This is a genomic window from Actinomycetospora sp. CA-053990 (assembly GCF_050948445.1).
In the GTDB taxonomy this organism is placed as follows: domain Bacteria; phylum Actinomycetota; class Actinomycetes; order Mycobacteriales; family Pseudonocardiaceae; genus Actinomycetospora; species Actinomycetospora callitridis.
The window spans coordinates 5,913,215-5,932,705 of the sequence record NZ_CP192043.1; the positions used below are offsets into that span (position 1 = coordinate 5,913,215).

13 protein-coding genes and 1 pseudogene are annotated in these 19,491 nt (G+C 70.4%); 5 read left to right on the forward strand and 9 right to left on the reverse strand.

What is annotated here, in order from left to right; all coding sequences use genetic code 11:
• Positions 1-656 precede the first annotated feature (656 nt).
• Positions 657-1,982 carry a hypothetical protein gene (locus ACQPYN_RS30140; RefSeq protein WP_433030703.1) on the reverse strand — a complete coding sequence of 442 codons (1,326 nt, stop codon included), beginning with the start codon at positions 1,980-1,982 and terminating at the stop codon, positions 657-659.
• Between the two features lie 496 nt (positions 1,983-2,478).
• On the opposite strand from ACQPYN_RS30140, the gene ACQPYN_RS30145 reads away from it, so the two are divergent.
• Positions 2,479-3,324: a PhzF family phenazine biosynthesis protein gene (locus ACQPYN_RS30145; RefSeq protein WP_433030706.1), complete on the forward strand. Its 846-nt coding sequence runs from the start codon at positions 2,479-2,481 to the stop codon at positions 3,322-3,324.
• Between the two features lie 1,420 nt (positions 3,325-4,744).
• Positions 4,745-4,897, forward strand: a complete 153-nt coding sequence (locus ACQPYN_RS30150) for a hypothetical protein (RefSeq protein WP_433030709.1) — start codon at positions 4,745-4,747, stop codon at positions 4,895-4,897.
• A 278-nt stretch (positions 4,898-5,175) separates the two neighbouring features.
• On the opposite strand, the pseudogene istA reads toward ACQPYN_RS30150, so the two are convergent.
• A pseudogene (gene istA, locus ACQPYN_RS30155) lies at positions 5,176-6,444 on the reverse strand (IS21 family transposase).
• A gap of 992 nt (positions 6,445-7,436) precedes the next feature.
• On the opposite strand from istA, the gene ACQPYN_RS30160 reads away from it, so the two are divergent.
• Complete coding sequence (locus tag ACQPYN_RS30160; RefSeq protein ID WP_433030711.1) at positions 7,437-7,955, forward strand: hypothetical protein; 519 nt, start codon at positions 7,437-7,439, stop codon at positions 7,953-7,955.
• A gap of 483 nt (positions 7,956-8,438) precedes the next feature.
• On the opposite strand, the gene ACQPYN_RS30165 is transcribed toward ACQPYN_RS30160, so the two are convergent.
• From ACQPYN_RS30165 to ACQPYN_RS30180, 4 genes are all read right to left on the reverse strand, one after another.
• On the reverse strand, positions 8,439-8,777 hold the full coding sequence (locus tag ACQPYN_RS30165; protein WP_433030714.1) for a transposase: 339 nt from the start codon (positions 8,775-8,777) through the stop codon (positions 8,439-8,441).
• Positions 8,778-8,780: 3 nt separating this feature from the next.
• Complete coding sequence (locus ACQPYN_RS30170) at positions 8,781-9,011, reverse strand: hypothetical protein (RefSeq protein ID WP_433030717.1); 231 nt, start codon at positions 9,009-9,011, stop codon at positions 8,781-8,783.
• Between the two features lie 823 nt (positions 9,012-9,834).
• A complete protein-coding gene (locus ACQPYN_RS30175; protein WP_433030720.1) occupies positions 9,835-9,990 on the reverse strand; it encodes a hypothetical protein in 156 nt (51 codons plus the stop codon).
• A gap of 1,191 nt (positions 9,991-11,181) precedes the next feature.
• Positions 11,182-12,699, reverse strand: coding sequence for a protein kinase domain-containing protein (locus ACQPYN_RS30180; RefSeq protein ID WP_433030723.1), 1,518 nt, complete (start codon positions 12,697-12,699; stop codon positions 11,182-11,184).
• A 623-nt stretch (positions 12,700-13,322) separates the two neighbouring features.
• Here ACQPYN_RS30180 and ACQPYN_RS30185 point away from each other — a divergent pair.
• The gene (locus ACQPYN_RS30185) at positions 13,323-14,285 is read left to right on the forward strand and encodes a hypothetical protein (protein WP_433030726.1); all 963 of its coding nucleotides are present in this window, start codon (positions 13,323-13,325) and stop codon (positions 14,283-14,285) included.
• 459 nt (positions 14,286-14,744) lie between these two features.
• Here ACQPYN_RS30185 and ACQPYN_RS30190 read toward each other — a convergent pair whose 3' ends face one another.
• From ACQPYN_RS30190 to ACQPYN_RS30200, 3 genes are all read right to left on the reverse strand, one after another.
• On the reverse strand, positions 14,745-15,659 hold the full coding sequence (locus ACQPYN_RS30190; RefSeq protein WP_433030729.1) for a hypothetical protein: 915 nt from the start codon (positions 15,657-15,659) through the stop codon (positions 14,745-14,747).
• Positions 15,660-15,762: 103 nt separating this feature from the next.
• Positions 15,763-16,356 carry a hypothetical protein gene (locus tag ACQPYN_RS30195; RefSeq protein ID WP_433030732.1) on the reverse strand — a complete coding sequence of 198 codons (594 nt, stop codon included), beginning with the start codon at positions 16,354-16,356 and terminating at the stop codon, positions 15,763-15,765.
• Positions 16,357-16,433: 77 nt separating this feature from the next.
• Positions 16,434-17,672 (reverse strand): hypothetical protein, encoded by a 1,239-nt coding sequence (locus ACQPYN_RS30200; RefSeq protein ID WP_433030734.1) that lies wholly within the window; start codon positions 17,670-17,672, stop codon positions 16,434-16,436.
• 197 nt (positions 17,673-17,869) lie between these two features.
• Here ACQPYN_RS30200 and ACQPYN_RS30205 point away from each other — a divergent pair, with 197 nt between their 5' ends.
• Entirely contained in the window at positions 17,870-19,420 is a 1,551-nt protein-coding gene (locus ACQPYN_RS30205) for a hypothetical protein (protein WP_433030737.1), read from the forward strand.
• Positions 19,421-19,491 lie beyond the last annotated feature (71 nt).

Below are 19,491 nucleotides of genomic sequence, written 5' to 3' on the forward strand. Positions count from 1 at the left end.
CGGTCTCCATACGGTCTCGTGATGGGCCTCGGCCCAGAGTCACCCCAGACCACGGTCGAAGCCCGCGGCATCTTGGGGCGCGGCTGTGGTCGCGAGGGGCGCCCAGAACGATGCTCCGCAGCGCGGGCACTCCACGAGGAGCTCCTCGCGGTGTTCGTCCTCCCGAAGGAGGGAATGGGCTCGGCCGAGGCAGCCGCCGGTCACACACGGGGAGTTCACTGACACGCCACTCCAGCGCCCACTCAGAGCTCAAGTGTTACGCCTGCAGCGTTCCCCGGTCGGGAAGAACGGCCATGCGGCCAAAGGTATGCGGCTGCTCGGACCGGTGCAGCGACCCGGGCTGTCGCACTGCGCCGGTTTGCGCTCCGGCGGAGAGACAGCCTCCGCGGACTCCCCACCAGAACCGCGCCCCCGGCGCCGGGACCTGGCCGAAGACGTAGGCCCTGAGGGAGGGTGGCGACTGCGTGCCGCTCGATGCGCCACCGCAAGCCGCGAGGCCAAGTACATCTCCGGCAGGGGGGCAGCGAACACAACTTCAGGTGAAGCAGCCGGCTCAGAGCGAGCCCCGAAGTACCGATCCGCCCGCTGAGGACGCGATTGCTCGTCGGACCGAGGCCCGATGCTGGCCGCGGCTTACGGCCGCACGAACGCGACGATCAGGAGGGCCGGCGGCTGCGGGCGGGATGAACCCAGCCGGCCTCGGATTGACTCCGACCACGAGGCGTCTCGGGACCGGCGCGGAGAGCGCGACCTCGCCGCGTCAAGACGGCCCCCAGGTGACCGGGAGGTCGGTGAGGCCCCTGAACACCCAGCCGAACCACGCCTCGTCGCGACGAGTGTCGGTCCGGAGACCGTGCAGAGCCTCGTAGACCCGTGGTACGGCGATCTCGCCAACAGCGATGCGGGCGGCCCAGTGTCCGGGGCAGAGGTGAACGCCGCTTCCGAACCCCAGGTGCGCCCGCTGCGAGCGGGCGATGTCGAAGCGCTCGGGGTGCTTCGAACGCGGCGGGGTCGCGGTTGGCGGCGGCGATCACCACACCCAGTGTCGCGCCGCGAGGCAGCTCGACGCCGTCGAGCACGGTCGCCCGGGTGGTCTCGCGGGGGTACATCCCGATCGGGGACAGCCACCTCAGCGCCTCGTCGAACGCGACCGGCCACAGCGACGGGTCAGCCAGGACGCGATCACGCTGCTCGGGGTGTCGGCTCAGCGCCCACACCATGTTGGTGATCATGTGCTGCGGCTCGTTCATCCCGCCCGAGATCGTGAGCTTCACATTTGCCCGCACCGCAGCCGCGGGGATACCGGCGTTGGCCAGCGCGGAGGTCATCGAGGTGTCCGGGTGGCGCAGCAGGTGCGGGAGCAACACGTCGAGGTGCTCGTCGACTTCCCGCTGAGCGTCGTCGCAACGAGCCCAGATTTCGGGGTCATCGGCCAGATTCCCGATCCCGGCGATGAAGGCGTGGGACCACCGCTGCATCTGCTCGGGGGTGGCCTCGCGGAACCCGAGCACATCGACGAGATTCCGCGCGGCCACCGGTGCCGCGTAGTCGCGGTTCAGCTCGGCCTGCTTCGGCCCGCGCTCGCGCAGGACGTCGAGGTGAATCTGCGCGTTGCGCTCGAAGCGCGGCCCCCAGGACGCGCGGATGCTCTTCGCCCGCAGGCCCGGATTGATCGGCGCCCGTTCCACCGCGTGCTCGGGGTCATCCTTGCGCAGCATGGGCTTCGCGCCGAGCGCACGCGCCATCGTCGCGCCACCGCCGCCCACATCGGCCGAGAACGTGGCCTGATCGGCTTCGACGGCACGGCAGGCCGCGAACCCGGTGACGAGATAGCGCTCAAGGGCCGGCACCCAGACGACCGAGCCCTGCTCACGCAGCCGATCGTAGGTGTCGAAAGGATCACGGAGCATCGCCCTGGGATCGACCCAGTCCGCGGTGGTGGCGGCGGCCACGGCCGTCGTGGTGAAGCTGCCGTCGGACATGATCGCGGCCTCCCGGGGTCGCACCGCCCGCCGCAGTGGACACCGCGCCCCGCCGGGGCGCGTCGCAGCGGTGTGCGACCAGAGTCGGGGCCGCGCACAGCCCCTGTAAACCGCTCATCTCCGAGTGCCACCGAGCGGAACACCCGGTGGCCGAGGGTGCGAGCGCGCCTGTCCTCCGGACGTGAGCAGCATCGGGCGCGTTCCGGGGGAACGGTCATGAACCGAATTCGAACTACGTCCCCGGTCCAGCGGCAGCTCGTTGGTGCGCAGCTCACGTCGTGTCCTCGAACTCGTCCTTGGCGAGTGAGGGCAGGGTGCTGACCCGCAGGCGAGTCGGGAGAGCCGCGGCCATGACCGCCGGACCGGAGCGGACCGGAAGCGGCGCGACCAACTGCGATGAACGACGAGGCGAACGCGACCACCGGGGGGGCGCGCAGCTGCCACTTCTGCCCAGGTGGCCCTGGCCCCACAGGGCACGATCTGGGGTGATCCGGCCATGACCGAGCACCGCTTCTCGCAGATCGACGTCTTCGCCGACCGGCTCACCGAGGGCAACCCGGTCGCCGTCGTCCACGACGCCGACGACCTCACCGACGAGACGATGGCGGCGTTCGCCGCATGGACCAACCTGAGTGAGACGACGTTCCTCCTGGAGCCCACCGACCCCACGGCCGACTACCGACTGCGGATCTTCACACCCGACCGGGAGCTGTTGTTCGCCGGGCATCCCACCCTCGGGGCGGCGAGGGCCTGGCTCGACGCGGCCGAGGCTCCCCGAGACCGGGACACCCTGGTGCAGGAGTGCGAAGCCGGGTTGGTCCTTATCCGGCGGGAACCCGGCAGCGGAGGACGGCTCGCCTTTGCCGCTCCTCCGCTGCTGCGCTACGGACCGGTCGACGATGCTGACGTCGCGATCCTGCGCCGAGGCCTCGGTCTCGCCGCGACCGACATCGTCGACGCCGCATGGGTCGACAACGGGCCGGGCTGGGTCGCCCTCCTGTTGCGCGACGCGGCCACCGTCCTGGACATCGAACCCGACCGCGTTGTGCTGACCGGGTTCGACGTCGGCGTCGTCGGCCAGCATCCCGCGGGCTCGGACGCCGCCATCGAGGTGCGCGCCTTCGTCCCGACCGTGGGTACCGGCGAGGACCCGGTGACCGGCAGCCTCCACGCCGGCCTCGGGCGGTGGTTGATCGACAGCGGTCGTCTACCGACGGCCTACACCGCGACCCAGGGCACCTGCCTGGGACGACGCGGCCGCGTGCACGTCGAGCAGGTCGGGGACGACCTGTGGGTGGGCGGTGCCACCACGCCCGGGGTCTCCGGAAAGGTCCATCTCTGAAACTTGGCCTTCCTCCCGCACCTCACACCACGCGGCTATGTCCAATCAGAGCCCGCACCCCCGCGGACCGGCTCCGTTCGTGAGCTCATAGTCGCGCCGGTACTGATGGAGCCACCGCTGACGCGTTGGCCAGCAACCGACGGAGAAGCCGGAGCCCATTCCACGGTGCGAACAAGCAGAGGGGTGCGAACAGTGCGGGATCGGCACCCGCAGGCCTACATGCGCCCTTCTCCGAGGCGCGATGGGATCTCTTGCTCCCGGGCCCGGTCGTGAGCCCCGGCGATACCGCGGGTCCGCGCCCGTGCAGTGCTCGGGGCCGCGCCGGTCGCGACCGCCTCGTCGCCGAGCACGCCGAGGCGCTCACGTCACCTCGACCTCAGTCTGGTTGCGGCACCGAGCAGCACGAGGTCGGCCTGAACCTCGCCCACCGATGGACGGCCTGGGCCGGCGGCGTCGAGCCCGAGCTCGTCGAGGCAGCGCTCTTCGAGTGTGGCCGTACGACCGGCTCCCAGATCCACAGAGCCACGTCGAACTGACCACTTGCCTCGTCGCCTTCCGACACACCAGGTCTTCGCCGCCATGCGAGTTCTGCCAGGCGCTCGAGCACCATCTGCGCTGGTCAGCGGCGTGTTGCGTCCACGATCCGCACCAGGACGCCGATTCTCGAGCCAGAGTTCGAGGTTCTCGATCGTCGAGGCGCAAGCGAAGTCGCAGGTCACAAGGTTGTGGGCCCCGTGGGACTCGAACCCACAACCAACGGATTAAAAGATTCCCGTGCTTCGCCTCACACAGCCTCTACCAGCAACTCTAGTAGCGGAACAGACCTCGTGGACCTCCTCCACGCACAACAGTTGACACCGCTGTTCTCCACGAACTGCTCCACGCGAAGATCATCCACGGCGACAGCTTCTGCCTTCACCGTCCTGACGGTTCGACTATGGGCCCAGGGCGGTTACGCAGCCCGACGTGTCGGGACTGGATGGAGGCGTGTTCTCTTCCCTCATCACTCCTCGGGGCCCGTGGGCGTAGGAGGCTCGCGGTCACGGGTCGCCAGGAGGGTGGCCGCGCGGCGACGCGCAGCGCCTTCGACGGTGAGCGACGCCCAGCAAAGCTTCGGAGCCGGCCAGCGACACAAGCTAGCCGACTGCGACGAAGCGACTTTCGACGCCTTGACCGCTTGAGCCGACCCATTGTCTCGCCTTCCGAGTAAGTGCCTCACCGCGAGCGGCATCCTCACGGCATCCAACGGTGCACGTCACCGGTCCCACCGTTGCACACGAGGCGACTGCGTTTGAGGCCACGAAGGAGGCCACGCCACCTCTGCTGCTCGCGTGCCGGTGTTCGGGAAGTGGTGACCCGTGCTGCCCGCCCGATCGTCTTCGGCCCGAGCCTGGCCCAGGCTCATGCGAGGATCTTTGATGTGACCACTGACCCGCCAGACAACAACCCGCTGGGCTCCGATGAGGGCCGGCCCGATTTCGACGGGCTGTTCCTGGTCAACGACGGCGAAGATGACGCCCACCGCTGGCTTACCCGCGGCTGGCGGCGCGGCTCTGGCTCGCCGCAGACCTGATCGCCGACGAGCACCACGTCGATCCCGAGGCTCTTGCGGGCCGGGTAGCGTGCGACGCGGATACGGCTCGCGCCGCCGTCGGCTTCGCGGGCGGCGACATCGCGTTGCAGGCAGGCGGCCAGGAACTCCTCGTGGGTCCAGAACTCGGCGCGGATCCGTTCGGCCAGGCGCTCGACCGCCGCCGCCAGCGACGGAGCCTTGAGCGCGCGGGTCAGGAAACGCCAACTCCGAAGCCACGTTGCGCCCCGAGCCAATCGCGGTGCCGTTCTTCGTGGTCATCAGACGGCCTCCTTGACCGGCCCGTCATCGAGGTCGAAGAGGCGGTCGTAGTCGGCCAGACCGCGACCTGCGACCTCGACCGCAGGCGGTGGTGTCGGCTGGTCGTGGCGGGCTCGGCGCAACTGGCGGCGGCTTGGGCATGTTCGGGGTCGGTGATTGTCTGATGCCGGGCCCAGCGGCGATCGTGCCGAGCGACACGGACGACGTCGCGAGCATCGGCACGGCCGCTGGCGAGGGTCCACGGTGAGGTGTTCGAGGTCGGCGCTGGCGACCACGCGCCGCCCGACCGCGCTCGGGTGCACCGAGTAGTCGTTGGCATCGAGTCGGACGTAGTGATCCCACGGCAGTAGCAAGCTGCTGGTCCACCCCCAAGGTCGCCGCGGCCGGCGGCAGCGGCGGCAGCGCGACCATCGAGGCACGGTCAGGCCTCCAGCGATCGATCGGGCGGCACCCGAGTCGACGGTGGTGGCGCTGGTTGGCCCGAGCCAGCCAGACCCCGAGCTGGGCGTTGAAGTCGCTCGGCGAGGCGAACCCGCGATCGGGCAGGAACGGGGCTCCAAGTACTCGTTTGGCCCGCTCGACCAGGCCCCTGGCCTCGGGCTCGCCGGGCCGGCACTGGATCACCTTGATCCCGAGCGCGCCGCCGAACCCGGTCATGGTCGCAGACAACTGCGGGCGCCCGGCGCGCCAGGAGCCGACCGCGGAGTCGTTGTCCCAGACCAGCGCCCGCGGCACCGCGCCCAACTCCGAGAGCAGGCGCCAGTGCCCGGCCAGCAGATCCGGCCCTGCCGCGAGGGCAACATCCGCGCGGCCATGATCCGCGAGTAACCGCCACCATCACCAGCACCGGCGGCGACCCGACCGGTCCGGCCCCGAGCGGCACTCGCGCCGGCGGGAACCACAAGTCGCACTGCGCGAGCTCACTGGGCCGGTACTCGGTGGCGACGCCGGGTCCGGCGGCAGGTACTGCGGGCGCAGTTCTCGAACCCGGTCCTTGAGCACCGTCCACGACCTGCTCCAGCCGATCCGCTCAGCGATCACCGTCACCGCATCGTCGGCCACTCCGCGCGCAACTCCCGGACCTGCGGCTCAACCGCATCGACGATCGAGCCCCTCGCCGCCCCCTCGTACTTCGGCGGCGCCTCGGCCGCCAACGCTCGGCGCACGGTGTTCCGTCCGACCCCGAGCTTGCGCACGATCGCCTTGATCAGCATCCCCTCAGCCCGATCCAGGCGCCGGATCTCCGCCCAGTCCTCCACGCTCAGCACCCCTCACTAACGGCGAGGGTGTACAGATTCCCCAGTCGCGAGGAGATCAGCTTTCAGCCGTCGTCAGCACGCACTGCCGGCCAGTGATGGGCCTCGGCCCAAGTCATCCCCGGCCACGGTCGAAGCCCGCGTCATCTCCGCAGCTCGGCCCGTTGACCGAGCACCCGAAGGCAACGATGTGGGCCGAAGTCCCTGGCATGTACGGGGGCTTCGCCTGTCGGCCGTAACAGCCCCGTGGAAGTAGCCGACTAGGTCCGCAGGATCGCAGACGTTAGGAGCCGAGATGGGCCTGTTCAGCCGCCGTCAGCATGGCAGAGGCCGCCACGACCAGGGCGAAGCTCGCCGGTCTGTGTCCGAGCTTCTCGAGGGGTCGTTGCGGACACGACCGGCAACACCTTTGGAGATTCGCCAGTCTCGGACTTGGATGGGACTAGTTGATCGTGGCTTGGGTGAGGACCATTTCGTCTGGTTCGCAAAGGATGTCGGAGGTGGCAAAGTCGTAGTTCGGACACACCGAGACGGCGAGCGCACCATGTGGCTGCACGACGCCTGGATGGAGATGCAGCGGCTCGAGAAGACGTACCGCCGTCCTGCCTCGGGTTCGCGTCGGGCCGTCTCCGACGCCTAAGACCACGGCTTTTCCAGGTGATCGCGCAAGCAGCCGTAGCGCGAGGACCTGAGTCGATCGTTCGCGCGCGGGCCATGCAATCCGACCTAGCCTGCACTGAAGAACCCGGCTCACCTCTGACCGCGGGCCGGCCGCACAGCGTTCGACGTTGAGGTCCTCGAACGGCGCCTCACAAATGGGTCCGATGCTCTTCCGCTAGTTGCAGGCGATTGATGGGGTACTTTCGGTGCGCGCCACTGGACGAGCGGACGATTGTCCGACCTTTCGACTTGCTCAGCGTAACGCTCGAACCGGCAGCCCCGATCTCCTCAGAGGAAAATTGGGAGGACATATGAAGATCGGCTTATCAGAAGAAGAGTTGCGTGTGGTCGTCGAGATGTTCGGTGAGGCGAGAGAGGAACAAGGCGATCTATTCGGCCAGAACCAGTACATTACTCCCTCGACCTACTACTATTTGACGAGTGGAGTTCTCACGTCGGCGATGGTATGGGGAGAGTCAGACAAAGCGGGAGTGAGCTTCTTCTCGTGCGCACGCGCAGAGATGGTCCCCACGCTCGACCTATACCGCTACGTAGGCCTCTGGCGTTCCACGTGCGGTATCGGTGCTCCGTACGTCGTGGAGTTCAATAGCCGAGCGGCCGTTATGTGCCAACAAGAGCTGAGTGGAAACGACTTCAAGAATGACGAAGTGATCGCGCGCCAGGTCGCCGTCATGTTCGACCTCATCTCGGAAACGAGTAGAATCCTGGGTCAAGATCTGTCGAGGGCCGACGGGGTACGCCTGGAGGAGACCGCGCCGGACATTGAGGAGGCCCAGCTTGCAGTCCATCAATACTGGCAAGTAAGCGATCCCCGCATCTCGGAGCTCATGGGCCTTAGTTAGTTAAACACCCTGTTTCGCGGCGTTAGCGTGGGGTCACGGAGGACACCGCCCGGTGGTGAGTGGATGCCGTCAGACAGCGCCACAGCACTTTCGAGAGACCCGCCCCTCAAGACCATTCAGACCGTGTCGTCACACGCACTCAACCAACGTGTCCGGTCAGTACAACTGATATGGAGCGCAGTCCTGTCAAGTAGGCAGGGGTGTTCGGCCCTCGATGTGGCGAATCGTGGCTGGTCAGGGGCTATGGGTCCGGCGGGGCCGGGTGGGCGGGAGGCGCGCGGTCAGACTGATATGCGCGGGTTGGTGACCGCATGACCGGGTGTTCGCCGGGAACGTTCCGCGAATCTAAGGGCGAGGATCGCCCAGCAGCGGCGTGAGCCGCAGCGAGCTGCTCATAGCTGTATCGCGGGCCCGTTCCTCGCGCTGCCTGCGTCCCAGCCGGCGCCCGCCGGGGTCTGTGGGCGGGCCGTTGCGGTCAGCCGATCACGCAGCTGTGGGGTGGTCGTCTTCGAGGACCGCGAGGCTCCAACACCAGCCGGCGCGCTCGCGGGCGACCGCGACCACCGACACCGTTGGCCACTTCTTGCGCTGCTCGAGACGGCACCAACGCTGGTGCAGCCGCCTGTTACCGGCCTCGGCCCGCTCCCGGACCGCGGCGGACTGCCCGTCGGCGCGTCCGGCGCGTTCCCGGCGAGCCGTGGCGCGCAGCGGGCGGCGGTGATGCCAGGCGGCCTCGACCAGCAGCCGGCGGGCGTGACCGTTGCCCGTCTTGGTGATCGGCCCCTGGACCCGCCGGGCCCCGGAGGAGAACTCCGAGGGCACCAGTCACAGGTTGGACCCGATCGTGGACCCGGTGAAGCGGCGCCAGTCGGCGACCTCGACGCACAACCCGGTCGCGGTCAACGTCGAGACCCCGCGCAAGCAGCGCAGCCGCCCCACCGACCCGACCAACGCCGGGTCGGTCGCGGCCATCTCTTCGATCGCAGCGTCGAGGCTGTCCCGGCGCGCGTGCACCGAGAACACCGTGTCGAGGGCCTCATCGAAGGCGAGCTGCACCCCGCGCCGACCGAAGCGATGGCTGCGCGACAGTCCTCGTGCGCGCCGGTCCAGGCGCTGTGTTCCTACACCAGGCCTTGGCGCAGCAGCAGCTTGGACAGCCGGTGCCGCGCACGCATCAGATCTCCGCGGCAATCCTCCCGAGCCCGCACCAGATCCCAGGCGGCCTCCTCGGCCTATCTCGGGACTCGCACCCTCGGGACCTCCCCGATGTGCAGCAGCCGCGCGAGCCGCTCCGCGTCCCGGCGGTCGGTCTTGACCTTGTCTCCGGCCGGGCGCTCCAGCTTCGAAGGCGCCACCAGCTCGCAGTGGACACCGGCGGCGCTCAGTGCTCCGGCCGCCCGAAGCCGGTCGGTCCGGCCACGTAGCAAGCGGCCACCGGGCCGGGCTTAGCCCTGACCCAGTCCACGATCTGCTCGGTTCGTGCCCGATCCGCTGAATGCGGGGATGTCCGCTCTGGTCTCGTCGATTGTGCAGCTCACGACCGAAAGTGCGTGAACCTCCAACCCGATCCAACTACCCTCACCAGGCACCGGCGCCTCCCCGTAAATGCGGCACCGCCAGCGACGGTGACCCGCGCCAACTTACGAGCGGAGGCGCCGGTCTCCATACGATCCAGAGGACCTGGGACCAGGGATTCCGAGTGCCTACCGACAGCACGGGCGGTCTCGCATGGAACAGAAAGGGACAGCGCTTTACCCCCCACCCCCTCCGCGGGGGGTGCCTCGGAAGCGGCTGGTCCCGCCCTGAGCTCGTTCGATGACACGCGCAACCGCGGGCACGACGAGTCTCGACCTGCAGAGCTTTGAAGCGTCACGATCTGCTACTCAGCCAACCGCTTCGGTGTCGGGGTTGCTGCCGCCTCCGCCTCCGGAGCCTCCGTCGTCTCCTCCGAATAGAGCGCCTCCGCCACCTCCGGAGCTTTCACCGCCGCCACCGCCGCCTTCGCCGCCACCGCCGCCGCCGCCACCGCCGCCACCGCCGCCTCCGGAGCCTCCGGAGCCTCCAGTTCCTCCAGTGTCGTAATCCGATGCCACGTGTGGCGACACCGCACCGGCTTGCCCGCGTCCGACCCTGCCGGGGCCGGAGGCGCTAGCAGATGCGCCGCCCCGTCCCGCCGCCCCGCCGGATGCTTGCCCATCGGGTGCGGCGCGCGTCGCCGCATCACCTGCGCCCGGACGGGCTGCACCTGCTGCGTCGTTGCCCAGTCCGCCGCCGGTGCCCAACACCGTGCCTGGGGGAGGCGGAAGGGCGGGGTTAGCGGGGTCGGCGAGGGGCAGGAGCGGCGCGTCGACCGCCGAGTCGGAGCAGCTCACGATTGACGTTCGATCAGGGACGCGGACGTAGAGCATCGAGACGAATAGACCGTCGGAGGTCTTCAGCCAGGTCGCCGTCGAGACCGTTCCGTCGCTCACGATGTCGCCGGTCTGCCCGCACTGGATCTGCAGGCGGGAGCCGCGGGCTGCGGTGTCGCGCGCAGTGGTCGGGACGACCTGCGGCAAGTCCCTGAGGTTGACGCCGGCGGCCCCGACGTCGTGGACGATACCGACCCACGATGGAGCGAACGACGCGAGCGGGCTGATCGCTGAGTCGCTCGACACCCACCACGCCATTGCGCTGACCAGGAGGAACGCCTGCAGGACGCAGGCTGCCGCGATGAGGGACCAGCGCACCGCCGGGCGCGCGGCGCGCGGGTAGCCCGCCACGGTGCGCAGGCGTGCGGCGATCGCCGCTCGAAGCGAGGCGCGCGAGGGACCTTCGGGTATGCGGGCCCGGTCCAGCGTTGGTTGTGGCGACCCGGGACTCGGGGCGGTCGGCGGTGATGGCGGGTCGGTCGGTGGGGGAGCCGGGTAGTACCCGAGGCCCGGCCTGAGGCCCTGGACGGGCAGGCCGGGTGGCGACGACGGCGGCCCGTCGGTCGACGGGAGCGGGCTGCTCGAGTGACCCCCCTGAGTGGGGATCGCAGACTGGGGCACGCGGGGCGATGGGGTGAGGGGAACGAGCGCCCTGTTCCTCGGCCAGCCGGGCAGGGCCGCGCTCCGGCCCGCGTCGGCCGAACAGCCGTCCTTCGCCATAGTCATCGACTCCCCCTCACGTGGCCCAGGTGACACAGGCCGCAAGCGGTAATCGGCGCTTCACTCGGAAGAGTTACAGCTGAGAAAGGTCGTTCTCACTGTGCGGTGATGTCGAAGTCGACCTGATCACCCACCACCGTCGTCACCGTGACGCGCAGCGACTGCGTGCGGCCGCTGGAGGAGGCAGTGCACGTAACCGAGGCACCCGGTCGGGCCGGGAGGGGGCCGGAGCACTGCACCTGGCCGGGAGCGAGGCCCGACTGCTGGACGATCTGCGCCTCAACCGCCGACGCCGGCACGGCCGGGGTGCGCGTCAAAGTGAGTACGACGATCGCTAGCACGACCGTCAGCACTGCGCCGACCACCGTCGCGAGCGTCCCGAGACGACGCTCGCGACCACCCCTACGCCGCGACACCAGCCCTGCGACGGCACCGACCGGCGGCACGAGCACCGCGAGCACGAGCGCCATGAGTCCCGCGCGACGCTTCGCCTCGTCGGCGCCGGATGGCCGTTGCGGGGCCGAAGGGATGGGCTCCGGCGGAAGGGCGTTGGGCGGACCCGGCGGCGCCATGTCCGCCGCAGCAGCGCCGGGGCGGGCATGCTGGGGCAGCAGCATTACTCGGGGCGGCAGCGCCGGTGGGGGCGGCATCGACGTCGGGTCCCGCCGAGCGAGGGGCGACCAGGGAGGTGTGCGCATCCAGGGACCGGCCTGGGGCCGGACGCGGCTCGCGTCGACCGGTCCTGGTGATCCCGCTGCGGCGCGCGGGATGGTCGCCTCGGTCGCCTTCTCGGCCTCGCGCACCGTCTGCCGAGCCGAAGCGGCGAGCTCCCCGGCCGACCTCGGACGCTCGTCCGGGTCCTTTCGCAACGCGCCGAGCACCACGTCGTCGAGGCTGGGCGGAAGATGGGACACCAGGGCAGACGGGCGAGGCGGCTCCTCGTTGAGGTGGCTGAGCATCACGGCCATGCGGTCGCCGACGAACGGCGGCCGCCCCGTCATTGCCTCGAACAGCACGCACCCCAAGGCGTACACGTCGAGGCGATGGTCGAACGGCTCGCCGCGCAGCTGTTCAGGCGCCATGTAGGCCGGGGTTCCCAGCGAGGTCCCTGTCGCGGTCAACCGCTGCGGGCGTGTCGCCTCCCGGACGTGCACGATCCCGAAGTCGGCAAGGTAGACGAAGTCGCGCGCGGCGAGCAGCACGTTCGAGGGCTTGACGTCTCGGTGGACCAGCCCGGCATCGTGAGCGGCGTCCAGTGCATCGGCGACCTGTCCGACGATCGCGATCGCCCGCTCCGCATCCAGCGCTCCCTCGGCGGTGATACGCGCCCCGAGATCGCGACCTCGAACCAGGCGCATGTCGATGAACATGCGGCCATCGATGACACCGAAGTCGTGGATCGGCACCACGTGCGGTGACTCAAGGCGAGCCGCGATCCGGGACTCACGCCGAAAGCGCTCCCGCACGCCGGGGTCGCCCTGCTCCTCGGGGTGCAGTCGCTTCAGCGCGACGGTGCGCTCGCGCACCGTGTCGAAGGCCTCGTGGACCTCGCCCATGCCGCCTCGACCCAGCCGGGACAGGATGCGGTACGAGCCGAACAGCTCCCCCGTCATCGCACCCCACGTGTCCGCTCGTCCGGATCGCTTGATGGTAGTGCGCCTGCCGAGCGCACCGCGGTATCGGCATCACGAGGGGCCGAGAGCTTGGCGGAGCGCGCGCACGGCTCTCTCGGCCCCGTACCGCCGAGGTGTAGGGGCCATCCGAAGCTGGCGGCGTTGGGCGTTACCAGGAGGGCGGCTTGACGTCCATGCGCTGGCGCCATCGGTACAGCGCTGAACAGAAGCGGGGTGCCGCGGCTGCAACGGATCCGTGTCGCCCGACGATGATTGGACGACGGCCGCGGGGGGCGCTGCCGCAGGAAGGCAGGCGGATGAGCGAACTGTGGTCGGCGATCCCGATCGACACGGTGCCTCAGCGGCCGCGCCCGTCGACGCCGTCGTCCGTTATTCCGCTTGCTTCACCTCCCGCGACAGCGCTAGGCGTAGCGCCGATCCCACAGGCAGCGCCGACGTCACCCGCGGCCCCGGTCCTGTTGCGGACGAGTGCACTCGACGCGCCGACGGTCGTCCTCGACGAGGACAGCACGCACCGATTGAGCTCGCACCTGCTCGTGGCCCGCGCCACCGCTCCCGCTCCTCGTCCACCGACATGCGTCGGACGTCCCACCCTGGCAACGGTGGGGCGTCCTGTCTCGCCGATGCTGCCCCAACACCTGCCGGGGCCCGCGCGGCGCGGCTACCTCTCGGCCATCGCGCTCGCGGCACTGTTCTGCGTGGGCGCCGCGGTGCTCGTGCCGTGGCCCGGGACGGGGCCGTGGGTCACGGGCTCGCCGATCGGGCTCGTGCTGCTCGGTGGGCTTACCCTCCTTACGGCTCCGGTGACCGTCGACCTGCTGACCGGCCGGGACCGGGCGACGGTGATGCTGCTCGGCTTGCCACTGATGGCGGCTGCGGCGGCGGTCACCGTCTTCGTCAGCGGTCGCGATCTCCCGACTGTCCTCGCGACGCAGGGGGTGGGCGCCGATCGGAGCACAACGGCAGGCGTCCTGGCAGCTGCTCTCCTCGGATGTCTGCTCGTCGGCAGCGTGGGGGCGGCGCGCCGTCCGAGGAGCACTCCAGCACCGGGTGCCTCCGCGATCATCGTCGGCCTCTGCGCAGCGATCAGTGTCGCGGCGGTGTCGGCGCTCGTGATCGCACTCGCCGGTCCGGCTCCGGAGTCGGCGACCGTCGCGAGCGCCTCCGGCTCGGCACCAACTGCCGCGACCGGACCAACGGCCGGCAACGGCACGACACCCGCGACCGGGACGACGGCGAGCTCCGGGACGGCGGCGGGCTCCGGCACGACCTGTCCGACCGAGGCAGCGAGCACTCTGCCCGAGGCCGCCGCCGGTGCCCCGGTCGTTGCGCACAGTTCCGATGTGCACATCGCGATCTGTCAGGGGACGTCCGGGGCGCTCTACTACTACGGCGCCAACGAGCGCACCGGTCTGACGATCACCCTGCCCGTCACGCGGAGCGAGGACAGCTGGATCGCCACCAACAATGGCGTGACTTACTCGATCACAGCCGAGAACCTAATCATCTCCAGAGGCGCGGACACCCTCGCCGACGAGGCTCTGACGAGCGGTTGGACCCGTTAGGCACAGTTCAGGACGTCCGCCATGGGTCGGCGTAATCGTCGACATGCCGACCTCCCCGGACCCCACCTCGCACCCTCGGCCCGTGCACGTCCGCAGCGTGCGTACCGGCGGGGCCGAGAGGCGCACGTTGAGGTGTCGGGCAGGCTCGGATGGTCGACCTCCTTCGCGGAGGCGTACGGCCCGGCACGCCGCAGGAGGCCGGGCACGCCGACCGATCGGCTGTCTCCGCCTCGGCCCGTGGTGTAGGAGGCGAGGGCGTCGGGGTCAGGACACGCGCGTGATCGGGGACTCGGGGCAGCGGCGGTTGTGGACGTCCCGGACACCGCCGTTGACGGAGCCGTCGTCGAGGGCGGAACCACCGCCGGATCGGCCGGTCCCCGCCGGGGTCGACGTCACCGATAGCCCGAGGACCATGCCGGCGACGACGGCGACCCCGTTGATGACCGCGACGGCGCGCCTTCATGTCTGCACCACTCGTGCTCCCGCCCCGCGGTCGATCCTTCGGATCTCCCGCGTGAGGGCCTGAAGGAAGTGGCGGTAGGAACCGTATCCCGGAATGGTCGCCGGACCCATGGGGATCACGAACAGGATCTTCTCGTTGACCGTCTGATATTCCAGGAGACGGACACTGAGGCGGGTTCCGCTGAGCCGGACGCTGAACGTGCAGTGCTGGAGGCCGCGGAAGCCGCTGAGGATCGCGCAGTCCAGACCGTCAGGCTGGTGGCGCAGGACGGAGTAGGCGCAGCCGTCGGTGGTGAAGTAGTTGCCCCGGTTCGCGAGCGCCCGACCGACGGCGTCGCGGACCGTCTCGGGAGACGCCTCGACGTCGAGGTCGAGGCCGACGGAGCCTCGGGAACCGGCCCGGATCGCCACCGGGAAGACCAGGTCGGGCCCCGTGTTGTCGGTGTCGTCGAGCGACCCGCGCGCGCCTTCGCCCCGCTGGAAATTCTGGTGCCACCCGTAACCCGCCCATCCGACGATCAACAGCGGAGCGATGGTGACGATCGCGGGGAAGCTGTAGTGCCCGGTGTCCTGCTCCCACACCCAGATGCCGTAGATGCCCGCCAGCAGCCCCACACCGCCGAGGAGCAGCTGCCGGTTGCGGGGCATGGTCGGCACGAAGACCGCGCCGATGGCCAGAGCACCGGAGAGGACCGTGAGCGCCGGGAGCCAGTTCAGCTCCAGCGACTGCGGGTCCTCGCCGCCATACTCGTCGGAAGACGAGTACGAGGAGTACGAGTCCGACGAGTTTGAGCTCGACGAGGAGTAGCTGCTCGAGGACGAGCTCGACGACGAGACGTCACCGACACCGGCCGCCAGCCCCAGCAGCAGCAGGACGGCGACGACGCCGGTGATGATCAGGGTCGGCTTCACGGCTCGCTCCTCCACACAAACGGTCGCTCTCGACGTCGCCGAGCGGTGGGTGGCGGCGAGGTGACCTGGTCCCGCCCCGCCCGCGACACCCCGTCTGGCGGCCTCACCGCCGACGGGTGATGGTCGCCTGCGGCGCGCCGAGGGCGCCGCCGGTCCACGGCCATATGGTGCTTGCGCGGCCCGATGGGCAGCAGTTCGCGTCCTCCGGGCCGTAGAACGACTCGTCGCCGAGGACGCGTCCGGGCAGCAGGCGGCTCACGGTGATCGCGTTGGGAATCTCGCCGAGGCGCGGCTGCGAGCTGGACAGTGCGCCGAGGAGGGCGGCCTCGCCCGAGGAACCGTCGAGGAGCAGGGCAGTGACGACGGTCGTGCCCGCTGCCGTGGAGTCGTGGTTGTTGCAGATCAGCGGGAGAGCGGCCTCGTCGCGTCCGTCCCCGGTGAGGTCGCCGTAGACGACCGTGGAGACGTCGACGTGGACGTCCTGCGGGTAGTTCGCGCTGGGGCCGTCGAAGGAGGACGGGACCGCCAGGGCCTCGCCCCCGCGAAGCCGGATGGGGGCGGGTGAACGACAGACGGAACCCGGCAGCGTCGCGTCGCCCCAGTCGACCGCGTGCAGGTCGAGCGGTGGAGCGACCCTCTCGACGCTAGGACGCAAAGCCGGGAGGGCGCCGAGAACGAGTCCGATACCGAGTCCCACGCCGGCCACGAGCGACACGACAATGGTGAGGACGAGCCCGCGGCGCCTTCTCCCGGTCCCGGGCGGGTGCAGCAGGGTCACGGCTGCGGTTCGGCCGCGCGGTACCCGAGCAGGCGGGACCCGCAGCGCACACAGTGCACGGCGCCGGGCACCGCTTCCGCCCCGCAGCGCCCGCAGAAGGCCGGGGCGTTCGACTCCGGGGCAGTGGCGGCGAGCTCGATGGGGTCGGGCCGTACGCGGCGGCCGCTCGGCGGGCCGACGCGGGTCATCGTGCCGGGCGGCCGAGAGACCGGCCCGGGACGCGGAGGGACAGGTGGTGGCGGCCCCGCCGGCGGACCCCACGGGAGCGGACTCGCGGTGCTCGTGGCCGCTCGTGGGTCGGCGTGCCGGCCGGTCGCCAGGGGAGGAGTCGGCGGAGGGAGCGGGGGCAGATACCCGATCGGGGCCGGCGGTATCGGCCCGGCGGATGCGCCGCGGCCGCTCTCCAGTACGTGGCGGTGGAGGTTTTCCACGACAGGCAGGGCCGCCTCGCCGAAGAATCGCCGAGCGTCGGCGGGCAGCCACAGGGCCACGACGACAGCGGCGTGCAGACCGAACGCAGCGAGCAGCGGGAGCACGCTCTCGTCGGCGGCGGAGAGCAGGACCACGACGACGAGGTCGGCCGCGGTCGCCACGGTGACCAGCACCCGGGCGAGCCGCTCGGCGCGGGCGACCGCGGCCTTCGCCCAGAACCCGACAGCGGCGACGGCGGCGCAGACCAGCGCCGTGACGATCATCAGTCCGGCGGTGCCCGCGGCGTACGGGAGGGCGAGCAGCGCGATCCCGGCCACCAGCAGCGTCGCGGCGAGCAGGGCGGTGATGCCCGACGAGTACAGGATCACCGTCTGGGCGACGACGATGGAGGTAGGGAGCTCCGTGCCGCGGCACCACGGCCCCGCGAACCACGCGCGCGCCGACGGGGCGAAAGCCAGGACGGCGACGACGCCGAGCGAGCCGACGGCGAGCACGACCGTGAGCCCGGTGGCCACCGGCATCGCGAAGCACGAGAGCAGGAGATAACCGGCGAGCACGAACGCGACGCCCCGCGCGACCCGGCTCCCCTCGTAGAGCCCGTAGCCGACCCGCGCGAACGCGACGACGAACGACCCCGACACAAGAGCGATCGCGAGCCCGAGCAACCCAAGCGCGGGCGAGGAGAACATCGCGGCGCCCAGCCGCAAGAAGACGATCGTCGGATAGAGCAGGCAGGCGGCGACGATCCCGAACCCGGCGATCATCGCCCAGAGCAGCCCGGGCACCGCGCTCTGTCTCGTCATGCGCTGATACATCGCCCGTCCCCCCAACATCCCGGCGCCCCCGCCGGACGGTCGGTCATCGCTGGAGTGGTGAGCTCCCGTTACGCCCGGGCGCAACGTCGAGGGCCCTCGCGGCGATGGGGGTGCTGACGAGACCCGACCCCGAGGGGTCCGCCCCACCGCGGCGGCGGGGTCGGGCACCCAGGAGGAAGCAACCCGTGGCGGCACCGACGCGACCCACCGACGACGTCCCGACCAGACCGATCCCTCGGGTCGACCTGCAGGGCGCGGCCACACCCCCACGCCGGGCCTTGCCGTTCTTGGCTGCCGGGGTGGCGCTGCTGCTGGTGGCCGCCGCGGTCACGGTGCTCGCGATCCGCGTCGGTCGGACGTCCGGACCTCCTGCGCCGACACCGTCGGTGGCGGCCGGTCCGACCACGGCACCGGGGGCGCCGGCCTCGCCGACCCACGCCCCGGTTCCGGTCGGGGGCGTGCTCTTCTCGTTCACCGGGTCCCCGAACGATCAGGCACACGTCGACGCCGACGGAGCCGTGGTCGCGGTGCTGGACGACGTGAGCACCACCCCGGGCCGCAGCAGCCACCAGCTCGTGACCTACGACCAGGCGACCGGCGCACAACTCGCGACCGCGGGGCCGGGGCTACCCGAGATCCTCGACTGCCGGGCCACAGTCGTCCGGCGTCCGGACGGGACGAGCGTCGTCCTGACCCGCTACGACACCGAATTGCCCGCGAACGGGGTGGAGCTGGGGAGGCGCGAGGCCCACGTCGGTGCACGGGACGGCAGAACCCTGCGCCCCCTCTGGGACGTCGTCCTGCACTCCGGTGACACCACCGACCAGACCCTGCTCATCGACACCGTGTGCCACAGCGCCACACCGGCGTTCTTCCCGACCACGGACGGCCGCTACGTCCTCAACCGCAGCTTCGACGTGTCCCGGCTGATCGACCTGTCCACCGGCGCGATGCGGCCTGTCCCCTATGCGGTCAATGTGGTGGGCAACGACGTCGTCGTCGCGGTCCCGCCGCCGTCGGAGCCAGGGGTCGACACCCGACCCGACCCCACGGGCCCCAGCACCTTCGATGCCATCCGGCTCGTCGCCGACACCGACCTGCGCGTGCTGTCGACGATCCCCGTCAGCGACACCGACACCAACGACGTCGCGCGGGCGCTGGCGGCGGTGGGCCGACCCGGGCACCCCACGCTCGACGGGTTCGCCAGTACCGGCTCCGACACGCGGTACACGGGGAAGTCCCTCTCCGGCGACGCCCGCACGCTCGCCCTTCGTGGCAGCGAACAAGTCTCGCTGGTCGATCTCCCGTCCGGGCGGGTCCGCGCGACGATCCCGACCGGCAACATCACGAACTACGCCGTCCTCGACCCCACCTCGAGGCCCCTGGCGATCGTCCCCGGCGACGCGCCTCAGCAGGACGTCGTCGTCGTGGCCACACCGCGGCGGGACTCGTCGGCGACGCAGCAGAACGTCTACACCGCCTACGACCTCACCGGGCGACAGCTGTGGTCATTGCCGGCCGGCGCGGCCGACAACATCTGTGCGATGGACCGCGGCGTGCTCCTGCTCCAGGCCGCCGGCCTCACGTCCGTCGACCCGGTCTCCGGCCGGCAGCTGTCGGTCGACCAGAACGCGACCTGCCCCGAGGTAACCGCCGGGCTCACCGTCACGTCCACGCAGGGCAGCACGGTCTCGACCTCGGCGCAGTATGCAGTGAGGGTGCTGCATCGCCCTTGAGGCTGATACCCGGCCGCCGCGAACCGGTGTCGCATCGACTACATGGACGACTCCGCCTCGGCGAACGAACG